Origin of the sequence: Enterobacter sp. FB (genome assembly GCF_000805795.1) — a bacterium.
Lineage (GTDB): Bacteria > Pseudomonadota > Gammaproteobacteria > Enterobacterales > Enterobacteriaceae > Enterobacter > Enterobacter roggenkampii.
Map to the genome: position 1 here is coordinate 2,373,447 of NZ_JSZC01000013.1, position 13,218 is coordinate 2,386,664.

The window sequence follows — 13,218 nt, forward strand, 5'->3', positions numbered from 1 at the left end:
ACCCGGCCTACAGACCCCGCAGAAAAGGCCCTTCCGGGCCTTTTTTATATTCTCGTTTTTCTCACGCGCTCTGCGTAAATCGACAATGTCTGCTTCAGCACGTCCAGCGTCACCGGTTTCGACAGACAGCTGTCCATGCCTGACTCCAGACAGCGCTGCTTCTCTTCCGCCAGCGCGTTCGCCGTTACGCCCACCACCGGCAGCGTCAGGCCAAGCTGCCGGATGCGCTGCGTCAGACGGTAGCCGTCCATGTTAGGCATGTTGACGTCGCTCAGCACGATATCAATATGATTCTTACTCAGCACGTTCAGCGCATCCACGCCGTCATTGGCGGTTTTGCACTGGTAGCCCAGCGATCCAAGCTGGTCAGCCAGCAGGCGGCGGTTAATCGGATGGTCATCCACCACCAGAATCATCATATCGTCATTCACCGACGCCAGAGACTCCGGTGACGGCAATCCGCCCGCGCCGTCGCGCTCTTCCAGCTCCACTTTGTAAATGCGAGCCAGCAGGCTCAACAGCTCGTGCGGCGTCGCAACACTGTGTACCCACTCCCCAGGCGCGCGCTCGACGGGAATGCCGATGTGGCGACGGCAGAAGAGCACCGACCCTCTCCCCTGCCACGGCTGCTCCTGCATCTCGTCGGCGATCAGCACATCGTCAACGTCCGGTGTTTGACCTTCATAGCGGCACACCCTCACGCCGCAGTGGGTCAGCAGCGCCGTCAGATAGTCATTCAGCGAGGCGTTATGCACCGCCAGCCAGCAGCGCTTATCGCTCAGCCCGTCTACCGTGGCTTTTGCCGGATATTGCGCCGAATAGAGCGGAATGCGGATGGTGAACTGGCTGCCCATGCCGGGCTCGGTATCCACGGAGATATCGCCGTCCATCATGCTGACGAGCTTCTCACAAATCGCCAGCCCCAGTCCGGTGCCCTGGAAGTTACGCTGCACGCCGGTACCGACCTGGAAGAACGGATCGAACAGGCGAACCACCTCCTTCGCCGGGATGCCAACCCCCGTGTCGCGCACGCGAATGCTCAGGTAATCCCCTGCCCGGCAGACGTGCAGCACAATACAGCCGGTATCGGTAAATTTGATGGCGTTGCTGAGCAGGTTAGAGATGACCTGCTGCAGGCGCATCGGATCGCCGTGCAGCGTCAGCGGCACGTCCGGTTCAATAAAGCAGTAGAGCCCCAGCTGTTTACGCACCACCAGCGGCAGATAGTTGGCGCTAATGTGGTTCATCACCTCGCGCGGTGAAAACTCGCGCGGCTCGATTTTCAGCTGCTCGGACTCAATTTTAGAGAAGTCGAGAATATCGCTGATGATTTTCAGCAGCAGGCTGGAGGAGTTGTTCATCGCCGTCACCAGCCGGTCGACGCCTTTCGGCAGCTCTTTAGTCTGCAGCAGGTCGAGGTTACCGATAATCCCGTACAGCGGCGTACGCAGCTCGTGGCTGACGGTCGCAAGGAACATGGATTTTGACTGGCTGGCCTGCTCCGCCGCCTGCGCCATCTCCTGCAACGACTCTTCCATCTTCACGCGCGCGGAGACATCCACCAGCACGCAAATCGCCACGTTTTCATTGCGATAGCGGGAATGGACAAAGCTGATCTGCAGGTTGGTGTGCGTACTGGTGAGCACGTCAACGAAGTTAACCTGCTGACCGCAGATAATCTGCGTCAGCCTCTGCCGGTCTTCGTGCGTCAGCATGTTCAGGTAGTTATGCGCCAGTTCGTTACTCAGGATGTTGGTCCCGTCCTGGGTACGCAGGATACAGATCCCCACCGGCGCCGAGGCAACAATCTTGCGGTTAAACTGCTCGTGTTCCTCCAGGCGCTGGGCGTCGCTTTCGGCGGGAATAAAGATTTTCCGCTCATACATGCGCGCCAGCGTAAACAGCGCGCCCCCCGCCAGCAGGTTGAGCAGAATCGCATTCATGATAAGAATGCGTATCCGCTCAAGTACCATATCCACCGGCAGCGAATAGACGATACTCAGCGACGAAGGCGGCAGGCTCTTCTTCAGCACCAGCTCGCGGAAGCCCGAGGTATAGCCAAACCACGACCGCTCCTGCATCCAGTGCGGTTCGACGTTCAGCCGGTTATCGGGCCCGGCAAGCGAGATCAGCTGATGGCCGTTTTCATCCAGAATGGTCACCCCCATGGGCAGGCTGCCAGGGGTGAAGAAGTTTTCCATGCGGATGGTCTGCTCAATCCCCATCAGCGCCTGCAGGCGATTACCGAGATAAACCGGCGTCAGGGCATAGAAATAGCCCACACCGGGGCGCGGGCCCTGGCTCACCCAGAAGATGTTATTCCCGCGCTCGTCCTGTGGTGCATTGCGGTATTTCACAATACGTTCATGCAGGCTTTTCAACGCATTGTCACGCTCAACGGGCACGTCGCGCAGGCCAAAGTCAGCCATGCAGAGATTTTCGCTGCCAATCAGGAAGACGCGGTTCAGGTCATAGGCGGCGGAGAAGTTGTCGCGCCAGTAGCGCATAAACCAGGCTAGCGATTCCAGCGACCCGCGCCAGGTATTGCTCATGGTGGAGCAATCGGAATCCGGGAACAGCGGCTGGAAGTCCGGAACTTCGGTTTTGTCGTTACGCCCGCGGAGCGCAAGAATACCGTTTTCCGCCGTCAGACGATTCTCGGCAATATACTTCAGCTCCTTCATGACGTCAGACGTTCGCTGAATGTAGCGCTGGGCCTGGTCGGAGCTTAAGTTAAACTCCTGGCGGATCTCCGCTTCTTTCTGATGCAGCGCATTAACGATGTAAAACACCGAGAACAAGGCCACCAGCAGCCAAAGCAGGAGCGCCAGCGCTCTAAACAGATAGCGAGAGACTTTCAGCGTAGTACGAAAGGAGACGAGGTATTTCAAGGGGGCGAGGCTCCGCCGTCGGGGTCAAAAGAATGTGGTTAAGGTAGCGGTAAACGCGCCAGGTCGCAACGTTGACTTATCTGCTTCTGCAAAAGAAAAGGGCCGGAATCCGGCCCTTTTTTACATCAGGAGACATTACTCGTCAGCGTCATCCGCTACGTCATCGTCGGTGTCGGCTTCTGGCGCGATGTCCTCATCGCCTTCCGCGACGCTACCGTCGATGGAGTCGAGCTCTTCGTCATCCACCGGCTCGGCAACGCGCTGCAGACCCACCACGTTTTCATCTTCCGCTGTACGGATGAGGATCACGCCCTGGGTGTTACGACCCACCACGCTGATCTCAGACACGCGGGTACGCACCAGCGTACCCGCATCGGTGATCATCATGATCTGGTCGGCATCGTCTACCTGCACCGCGCCGACAACGGAACCGTTGCGCTCGGTCACCTTGATGGAGATTACGCCCTGCGTGCCGCGAGACTTGGTTGGGTATTCCCCTTCCGCCGTACGTTTACCGTAACCATTCTGCGTGACGGTCAGGATAGCCCCTTCACCGCGCGGAATAATCAGAGAAACAACGCTGTCTTCGCCAGCCAGTTTGATACCACGTACGCCCGTCGCGGTACGGCCCATTGCACGGACGGCGTCTTCTTTGAAGCGCACCACTTTACCGGCCGCAGAGAAGAGCATGACTTCATCGGAGCCCGAGGTCAGATCCACGCCAATCAGCTCGTCGCCTTCGTTCAGGTTCACGGCGATAATACCGGCAGAACGCGGACGGCTGAATTCGGTCAGCGCGGTTTTCTTCACGGTACCGCTGGCGGTCGCCATAAAGACGTTCACGCCCTCTTCGTACTCGCGTACCGGCAGAATGGCGGTGATACGTTCGTTCGCTTCCAGCGGCAGCAGGTTAACGATTGGACGACCACGTGCGCCACGGCTTGCTTCCGGCAGCTGATAGACTTTCATCCAGTACAGACGACCGCGGCTGGAGAAGCAGAGGATCGTGTCATGGGTGTTCGCCACCAGCAGGCGGTCAATAAAGTCTTCTTCTTTAATACGTGCTGCAGATTTACCTTTACCGCCACGACGCTGTGCTTCGTAGTCCGTTAACGGCTGATACTTCACGTAGCCCTGGTGAGACAGGGTCACCACAACGTCTTCCTGGTTGATCAGGTCTTCGATGTTGATGTCCGCACTGTTGGCGGTGATTTCGGTGCGGCGCTCGTCGCCGAACTGATCGCGGACCAGCTCCAGCTCTTCGCGGATCACTTCCATCAGGCGCTCTGCGCTGCCCAGGATATGCAGCAGCTCAGCAATCTGTTCCAGCAACTCTTTGTATTCGTCGAGCAGTTTTTCATGCTCAAGGCCGGTCAGTTTCTGCAGACGCAGATCCAGAATCGCCTGGGCCTGCTGTTCAGTCAGGTAGTATTGACCGTCACGCACGCCGAACTCAGGTTCCAGCCATTCAGGACGCGCCGCGTCATCGCCCGCACGTTCCAGCATCGCGGCGACGTTGCCCAGATCCCACGGACGGGAAACCAGCGCGGTTTTCGCTTCCGCCGGGGTTGGCGCACGACGGATCAGCTCGATGATCGGGTCGATGTTGGCCAGCGCAACCGCCAGCGCTTCAAGGATGTGCGCACGGTCGCGCGCTTTGCGCAGTTCGAAGATGGTACGACGGGTCACCACTTCACGGCGGTGACGGACGAACGCGCTCAGGATCTCTTTCAGGTTCATGATCTTCGGCTGACCATGGTGCAGCGCAACCATGTTGATACCGAAGGAGACCTGAAGCTGCGTCTGGGAGTACAGGTTATTCAGGACAACCTCACCCACCGCGTCGCGTTTGATCTCAATCACGATGCGCATACCGTCTTTATCAGACTCGTCACGCAGCGCGCTGATGCCTTCAACGCGTTTTTCTTTTACCAGCTCGGCGATTTTTTCAATCAGACGCGCTTTGTTCACCTGATACGGGATCTCGTGAACAATAATGGTTTCACGGCCGGTTTTGGCGTCCGCTTCTACTTCAGCGCGGGCACGGATGTAAATCTTGCCGCGGCCGGTACGGTACGCTTCTTCAATGCCGCGACGACCGTTGATGATCGCCGCCGTCGGGAAGTCCGGGCCCGGGATGTGTGCCATCAGCCCTTCAATGCTGATGTCTTCATCGTCGATATAAGCCAGACAGCCGTTGATCACCTCGGTGATATTGTGCGGCGGAATGTTGGTTGCCATACCGACCGCGATACCGGACGAACCGTTCACTAACAGGTTCGGGATCTTGGTGGGCATCACATCTGGGATGCGCTCGGTGCCGTCGTAGTTATCGACGAAATCAACGGTCTCTTTTTCCAGGTCGGCCATCAGCTCATGAGCGATTTTCGACATACGGATTTCCGTATAACGCATCGCCGCAGCGGAGTCGCCGTCGACTGAACCAAAGTTACCCTGACCATCTACCAGCATGTAGCGCAAGGAGAATGGCTGCGCCATACGAACGATGGTGTCATAAACGGCGATATCACCATGCGGGTGATATTTACCGATGACGTCACCGACGACGCGGGCAGATTTTTTATAGGCTTTATTCCAGTCATTGCCCAATACGTTCATGGCGTATAGTACGCGACGGTGTACCGGCTTAAGGCCATCGCGGACGTCCGGCAGCGCACGGCCAACAATGACCGACATCGCATAGTCCAGATAGGAGCTCTTCAGCTCTTCCTCGATGTTAACCGGTGTAATTTCTCTCGCAAGGTCGCTCATCTAACCGCTATCCCTCTACTGTATCCCGGATTCAAAGGTCGCAAATTATAACACAGCCGAGGTGATTGAGGTAAACCTATACGCTTTATTCACAGGGATTGCCTGATATACTCATTCGTCTTGCTAAATAAGGAGTAAAAGCGCCCATGAATGCCGAAAAATCCCCGGTGGCTCACAACGTTGACCACGAAGAGATTGCCAAATTTGAAGCGGTGGCGTCCCGCTGGTGGGATCTCGAAGGCGAGTTCAAACCGCTGCACCGTATTAACCCGCTGCGTCTGGGCTATATCGCGGAGCGCTCCGGCGGTCTGTTCGGTAAAAAAGTGCTCGATGTCGGCTGCGGTGGCGGTATCCTGGCGGAAAGCATGGCGCGCGAAGGGGCGAACGTCACGGGCCTGGATATGGGCTTTGAACCGCTGCAGGTTGCTCGTCTTCATGCGCTGGAGTCTGGCATACAGGTGGACTACGTGCAGGAAACCGTGGAAGAACACGCGGCAAAACATGCCCATCAGTACGATGTGGTGACCTGCATGGAGATGCTGGAGCACGTTCCCGATCCGCAGTCCGTGGTGCACGCCTGTGCAAAACTGGTGAAACCGGGTGGACAGGTCTTCTTCTCGACCATCAACCGCAACGGTAAAGCCTGGCTGATGGCCGTCGTTGGCGCGGAGTATGTGCTGCGCATGGTGCCGAAAGGCACGCATGACGTGAAGAAATTCATCAAGCCTGCCGAACTGTTAGGCTGGGTCGACCAGACGTGGCTCAAGGAGCAGCACATCACCGGTCTGCACTACAATCCGCTGACCAATAAATTCAAACTCGCACCGGGCGTTGATGTTAACTATATGTTGCATACAACCGCCAAAAACGACTAACGTCATTCGTTATTCTTATAAAGATTGCGCGACATCATGTTGCGCAATTCTGACCGCCCGTTGAAGAAATCAGCACTCGATCAAATTTTGAATTTTTTTTCTTAATTATTGACATGTCTTCCAGGCCTTACAGCACGAGGACTTAGCCTTTTTTACCCTTTCACAACCTCAATTTAACGTCAAAATCAACCCTTGTACTGAAAAGAATCCTTACTAGAATACTCACCATATAGCGTTTTTCTTATCGCAAACCCCCTATATGTAGTATTTATCCACAGAGTTAGTCACAAGACGGTTCTGTGGATAAGCGGGGGATATTTTTTTATTTCACGGACAGGTAAACCCCACATGAATCAGAGTCTGCTGGTGACAAAGCGCGACGGTACTACCGAGCGTATCAATCTGGACAAAATCCATCGAGTTCTCGACTGGGCAGCAGAAGGACTGAACAACGTATCTATCTCCCAGGTTGAACTGCGTTCACACATCCAGTTCTACGACGGCATCAAAACGTCTGATATCCACGAAACGATCATTAAAGCGGCGGCGGACCTCATCTCCCGCGAAGCACCGGATTATCAGTACCTCGCTGCACGTCTGGCGATTTTCCACCTGCGTAAAAAAGCCTACGGCCAGTTTGAGCCGCCGAAGCTTTACGATCACGTGGTGAAAATGGTTGAGCTGGGCAAATACGACACGCATCTGCTGGAAGACTATACGGAAGAAGAGTTCGAGCAGATGAACGGGTTTATCGATCACTGGCGCGACATGAACTTCTCCTACGCGGCGGTGAAGCAGCTCGAAGGCAAATACCTGGTTCAGAACCGTGTAACCGGTGAGATCTACGAAAGCGCCCAGTTCCTCTATATTCTGGTGGCCGCCTGCCTGTTCTCTAACTATCCGCGTGACACCCGTCTGGATTACGTGAAGCGTTTCTACGATGCGGTATCGACGTTCAAGATTTCACTGCCGACGCCAATCATGTCTGGCGTGCGCACCCCAACCCGTCAGTTCAGCTCCTGCGTACTGATCGAGTGCGGTGATAGCCTGGACTCCATCAACGCCACGTCCAGCGCCATTGTGAAATACGTTTCCCAGCGCGCCGGTATCGGCATCAACGCCGGCCGCATTCGTGCGCTGGGCAGCCCGATTCGCGGCGGTGAAGCGTTCCACACCGGCTGTATCCCGTTCTATAAGCACTTCCAGACGGCAGTAAAATCCTGCTCTCAGGGCGGCGTGCGCGGCGGTGCTGCGACCCTGTTCTACCCTATGTGGCACCTGGAAGTGGAAAGCCTGCTGGTCCTGAAAAACAACCGTGGTGTTGAAGGCAACCGCGTGCGTCACATGGACTACGGCGTGCAGATCAACAAGCTGATGTACACCCGTCTGCTGAAGGGCGAAGAGATCACCCTGTTCAGCCCGTCCGACGTCCCGGGCCTGTATGACGCGTTCTTCGCCGATCAGGACGAATTCGAGCGTCTGTACACCAAATACGAAAAGGACGACAGCATCCGCAAGCAGCGCGTGAAGGCGGTGGACCTGTTCTCCCTGATGATGCAGGAACGTGCCTCTACCGGCCGTATCTACATCCAGAACGTTGACCACTGCAACACCCACAGCCCGTTTGATCCGGTGGTTGCACCAGTGCGCCAGTCTAACCTGTGCCTGGAGATCGCCCTGCCGACCAAACCGCTGGAAGACGTGAACGACGAAAACGGTGAAATTGCGCTGTGTACGCTGTCCGCGTTCAACCTGGGTGCCATCAAGAGCCTGGACGAGCTGGAAGAGCTGGCCGTGCTGGCGGTTCGTGCGCTCGACGCCCTGCTGGACTACCAGGATTACCCAATCCCGGCCGCGAAACGCGGTGCGATGGGGCGTCGTACCCTGGGTATCGGCGTGATCAACTTCGCCTACTGGCTGGCGAAAAACGGCAAGCGTTACTCCGACGGCAGCGCCAACAACCTGACGCACCAGACGTTCGAAGCGATTCAGTACTACCTGATGAAAGCGTCCAACGAGCTGGCGAAAGAGCAAGGCGCGTGCCCGTGGTTCAACGAAACCACCTACGCGAAAGGCATTCTGCCAATCGACACTTACAAGAAAGACCTGGATGCGATTGTCAGCGAGCCGCTGCACCTCGACTGGGAAGGCCTGCGCGAGTCCATCAAGACTCACGGCCTGCGTAACTCCACGCTCTCTGCCCTGATGCCGTCCGAGACCTCTTCGCAGATCTCTAACGCCACCAACGGTATTGAGCCGCCGCGCGGCCACGTCAGCATCAAAGCCTCGAAAGACGGCGTGCTGCGTCAGGTGGTACCGGATTACGAGACGCTGGGTGACAACTACGAGCTGCTGTGGGAAATGCCAAACAACGACGGCTACCTGCAGCTGGTGGGTATCATGCAGAAGTTTATCGACCAGTCGATCTCTGCCAATACCAACTATGACCCGACGCGCTTCCCGTCCGGCAAGGTTCCGATGCAGCAATTGCTGAAAGACCTGCTTACCGCCTACAAGTTTGGCGTGAAAACGCTGTACTATCACAACACCCGTGACGGTGCGGAAGACGCGCAGGATGACCTGGTTCCGTCAATTCAGGACGATGGCTGCGAAAGCGGCGCATGTAAGATCTAATGTAAATGCCGGGTGGCGCTACGATTACCCGGCCTACGTTTTTAGGACACACTCATGGCATATACCACCTTTTCACAGACGAAAAACGACCAGCTCAAAGAGCCGATGTTCTTCGGCCAGCCGGTCAACGTGGCACGCTACGATCAGCAAAAATATGACATCTTCGAAAAGCTGATTGAAAAGCAACTCTCCTTCTTCTGGCGTCCGGAAGAAGTGGACGTCTCCCGCGACCGTATTGACTACCAGTCTCTGCCGGATCACGAAAAACATATCTTCATCAGCAACCTGAAGTACCAGACGCTGCTGGACTCCATCCAGGGCCGTAGCCCGAACGTGGCACTGCTGCCGCTGATCTCGATTCCTGAGCTGGAAACCTGGGTGGAAACCTGGGCGTTCTCCGAGACGATCCACTCCCGCTCTTACACCCACATCATCCGCAACATCGTGAACGATCCGGCAGTGGTGTTTGACGATATCGTCACCAACGAGCAGATCCAGAAGCGCGCGGAAGGCATTGCCCATTACTACGACGAGCTGATCGAGATGACCAGCTACTGGCACCTGCTGGGCGAAGGCACTCACCATGTGAACGGTAAAACCATCACCGTGAACCTGCGCGCGCTGAAAAAACAGCTGTACCTGTGCCTGATGAGCGTTAACGCGCTGGAAGCGATCCGCTTCTACGTCAGCTTCGCCTGCTCCTTCGCCTTTGCCGAGCGCAAGCTGATGGAAGGCAACGCCAAAATCATCCGTCTTATTGCCCGCGATGAAGCCCTGCACCTCACCGGTACCCAGCACATGCTGAACCTGCTGCGCAGCGGCACGGACGATCCGGAAATGGCGGAAATCGCCGAAGAGTGCAAGCAGGAGTGCTACGACCTGTTCGTGCTGGCGGCTCAGCAGGAGAAAGAGTGGGCAGACTACCTGTTCCGCGACGGCTCCATGATTGGCCTGAACAAAGACATCCTGTGCCAGTACGTTGAGTACATCACCAACATCCGCATGCAGGCGGTCGGTCTCGACCTGCCGTTCCAGACGCGCTCTAACCCTATCCCGTGGATCAACACCTGGCTGGTGTCCGATAACGTGCAGGTTGCGCCGCAGGAAGTGGAAGTGAGTTCTTATCTGGTCGGTCAAATTGATTCTGAAGTCAACACCGACGACCTGAGCGACTTCCAGCTCTGATGCCACGCGTCACGTTAAGTCTTTCCGGCACTGAGGTACTGTGTCGGGAAGAGCACCCTTCTCTGCTGGTGGCGCTTGAGGCACATCAGGTCGAAGTAGAGTACCAGTGTCGTTCCGGCTACTGCGGCTCTTGCCGCTGCCGTCTGGTGGCCGGCCAGGTGGACTGGCTGACCGAACCGCTGGCCTTTATCAACGAAGGGGAAATTTTGCCCTGCTGCTGCCGGGCAAAAGGCGATATCGAGATCGAGATGTGATGGTGTCGGGTGGCGCTTCGCTTACCCGACCTACAAAACCGCAGTTCGTAGGCCGGGTAAGGCGCAGCAGCCACCCGGCAATTTCAGCGTTAATCCTTCAGGAAGCTCACCGCTTTATCCGGGAAATCCGTAAACAGTCCGTCCACGCCCGCCTGGTTATATAACACCTCATAAAGCTGATTCACATCCGTGGCATACGGCGGCAACTGGTCTGCACGCACGGTGTACGGATGCACCTGCATCTTGCTGGCATGCGCCTCTTTCACCATCGCCGTCAGCTTCACGTGGCCCGGCGTTGAGCCTTCCGCTACCAGCATGTGGTAATCCGGCCCGATGCCGTCGGCGTACTGCGCAATCTGCTTCATCGCGCCCGGCTTAAACATCCAGTCGTAGCTGTAGTTCACCCACTTGCCGTCCGGCTGCTTCTCCTGGGTTTCATTCCAGTCGGTATAGGCGATCAGCTGCACCAGATTGAGATCCATCCCCATCTTCGGCTCCAGCTCGGTTTTGATGCGCTTCAGCTCGGCGGCGTCAAAACACTGCAGGTAGACTTTGTCCTGCTTGCTGGTGTAGCCGTACTGTTTGAGCACCTCCAGCGTCTTCGCGGCAATGTCTTTCCCTTCCTGATGGTGGAACCATGGGGCTTTGATTTCCGGGTAGATGCCGATGTTTTTACCGGTGGAGTGGTTTAGTCCCTGAACAAACTCAATCTCTTCCTGGAAGGTATGGATCCGGAAGTCAGATTTGCCCATCGGGAAACGTCCCGGATAGACCTGCACCTTCTTGCCGTTTTCAATCTCGAAGCCTTCGGTGAACTTCAGGGAGCGGATCTCCGCCAGCGTGAAGTCAATGGCGTAGAAGCGGCCATCTTTGCGGGCGCGATCCGGGAAACGCTCTGCCACGTCCGTCACGCGGTCAAGATAATGGTCGTGCAGGACGACCAGCTGGTCGTCCTTCGTCATCACCAGATCCTGCTCCAGGTAATCCGCCCCCTGCGCATAGGCCATCGCTTTTGCCGGCAGCGTATGCTCTGGCAGATAGCCGCTCGCACCGCGGTGGGCAATAACGATTTTATCCGCCGCCAGCGCGGAGCCTGTCATCAGGCCCGCCAGCAGCAGGCCGGTTGCTAACTGAGTTAATTTCATCGCAAAGCTCCTTATTGACGACGCGCCAGCACTTCCGCGTGGTGACGTTTTTCACCGATCATCACAACAACCAGCAGCAGTACCGCCAGCACGCTTCCGCCGATCATCACCATAAAGCCGCCGTCCCAGCCGAAGAAGTCAACGGTATAGCCCACGATGGCGCTCGCCGCGACCGAACCGCCGAGGTAGCCGAACAGGCCGGTAAAGCCCGCCGCCGTTCCCGCCGCTTTCTTCGGCGCCAGTTCCAGGGCGTGCAGACCGATCAGCATCACCGGACCGTAAATCAGGAAGCCGATGACGATCATACAGGCCATATCCACACCCGGATTTCCCGGCGGGTTGAGCCAGTACACTACCGTCGCGATGGTCACCAGGGTCATAAAGAAGACGCCCGTCGCACCGCGGTTGCCCTTAAACACCTTGTCCGACATCCAGCCGCAAATCAGGGTGCCCGGGATACCGGCGTATTCATACAGGAAGTACGCCCAGGAGGATTTATCCAGCGCGAAGTGCTTCACCTCTTTCAGGTAGGTCGGAGACCAGTCGAGGATGCCGTAGCGCAGGAGATAAACGAACACGTTGGCGACCGCGATGTACCACAGCAGCTTGTTCGGCAGGACGTACTTCATGAAGATTTGCTTCGCGGTCAGCTCTTCTTCGTGCTTCTCGCTGTAATCATCCGGATAGTCATTTTTGTACTCTTCAATCGGCGGCAGGCCGCAGGACTGCGGCGTATCGCGCATCAGGGCGAAAGCAATAATCGCCACCAGAATGGCACCAAAGGCAGGCATGTAGAGCGCCGCATGCCAGTCGTTGAACCAGGCCATCCCCAGCAGGAACAGCAGCGGCGGAATACCGCCGCCCACGTTATGGGCGCAGTTCCACACCGACACGATGCCGCCGCGCTCTTTCTGCGACCACCAGTGCACCATGGTGCGTCCGCACGGCGGCCACCCCATTCCCTGGAACCAGCCGCAGAGGAACAGCAGCACGAACATGATGGCAATGCTGGAGGTTGCCCATGGCACAAAGCCCATAAACAGCATCACCGCTGCCGCCAGGATCAGACCGGCAGGCAGGAACACGCGCGGATTCGAGCGATCCGACACGGAACCCATGATGAATTTGGAAAAACCGTAGGCGATGGATATCCCCGACAGCGCGAACCCCAGATCGCCGCGGGAGAAGCCCTGCTCTACCAGATACGGCATGGCGAGCGCGAAGTTTTTACGTACAAGGTAGTACGCCGCGTACCCGAAGAAGATCCCCAGGAAGATTTGCCAACGCAGACGGCGATAGAGCGGATCTATTTCTGCCTCTGGCAGACGCGCCCTGTGGGGCGCAGGTTTGAAGATACTGAGCATAACAGCCTCCGTGGCCTTGAAATGAATGAGCAGGTGGCTCGCACCTGAATTCCAGAGGCGGGGATGTTAAGAAATCACGGTGATTGTTACTGTGAATC

Annotated in this window: 8 protein-coding genes; 4 read left to right on the forward strand and 4 right to left on the reverse strand. The window is 56.7% G+C overall.

Annotated features, from left to right (window positions below; all coding sequences use genetic code 11):
• Window positions 1-44: 44 nt before the first annotated feature.
• A complete protein-coding gene (gene rcsC / locus PI91_RS18325; RefSeq protein ID WP_008500240.1) occupies window positions 45-2,891 on the reverse strand; it encodes a two-component system sensor histidine kinase RcsC in 2,847 nt (948 codons plus the stop codon).
• Between the two features lie 135 nt (window positions 2,892-3,026).
• Window positions 3,027-5,663, reverse strand: coding sequence for a DNA topoisomerase (ATP-hydrolyzing) subunit A (gene gyrA / locus PI91_RS18330; RefSeq protein WP_021241538.1), 2,637 nt, complete (start codon window positions 5,661-5,663; stop codon window positions 3,027-3,029).
• Between the two features lie 146 nt (window positions 5,664-5,809).
• Between gyrA and ubiG the strand changes: the two genes are divergently transcribed.
• The 4 genes from ubiG (at window position 5,810) to yfaE (ending at window position 10,611) form a co-directional block, all read left to right on the forward strand.
• Window positions 5,810-6,538, forward strand: coding sequence for a bifunctional 2-polyprenyl-6-hydroxyphenol methylase/3-demethylubiquinol 3-O-methyltransferase UbiG (gene ubiG / locus PI91_RS18335; protein WP_025913163.1), 729 nt, complete (start codon window positions 5,810-5,812; stop codon window positions 6,536-6,538).
• Window positions 6,539-6,886: 348 nt separating this feature from the next.
• Window positions 6,887-9,172 (forward strand): class 1a ribonucleoside-diphosphate reductase subunit alpha, encoded by a 2,286-nt coding sequence (gene nrdA / locus PI91_RS18340; protein WP_008500237.1) that lies wholly within the window; start codon window positions 6,887-6,889, stop codon window positions 9,170-9,172.
• A 54-nt stretch (window positions 9,173-9,226) separates the two neighbouring features.
• Entirely contained in the window at window positions 9,227-10,357 is a 1,131-nt protein-coding gene (nrdB, locus tag PI91_RS18345; RefSeq protein ID WP_008500235.1) for a class Ia ribonucleoside-diphosphate reductase subunit beta, read from the forward strand.
• Window positions 10,357-10,611, forward strand: coding sequence for a class I ribonucleotide reductase maintenance protein YfaE (yfaE, locus tag PI91_RS18350; protein WP_023325749.1), 255 nt, complete (start codon window positions 10,357-10,359; stop codon window positions 10,609-10,611). Before nrdB ends, yfaE begins: the two co-directional genes overlap by 1 nt.
• A gap of 89 nt (window positions 10,612-10,700) precedes the next feature.
• Here yfaE and glpQ read toward each other — a convergent pair whose 3' ends face one another.
• Together glpQ and glpT are read right to left on the reverse strand one after the other, a co-directional pair.
• Window positions 10,701-11,756 (reverse strand): glycerophosphodiester phosphodiesterase, encoded by a 1,056-nt coding sequence (gene glpQ / locus PI91_RS18355; protein ID WP_008500233.1) that lies wholly within the window; start codon window positions 11,754-11,756, stop codon window positions 10,701-10,703.
• Window positions 11,757-11,767: 11 nt separating this feature from the next.
• Complete coding sequence (glpT, locus tag PI91_RS18360; RefSeq protein ID WP_021241541.1) at window positions 11,768-13,120, reverse strand: glycerol-3-phosphate transporter; 1,353 nt, start codon at window positions 13,118-13,120, stop codon at window positions 11,768-11,770.
• Window positions 13,121-13,218: the final 98 nt, after the last annotated feature.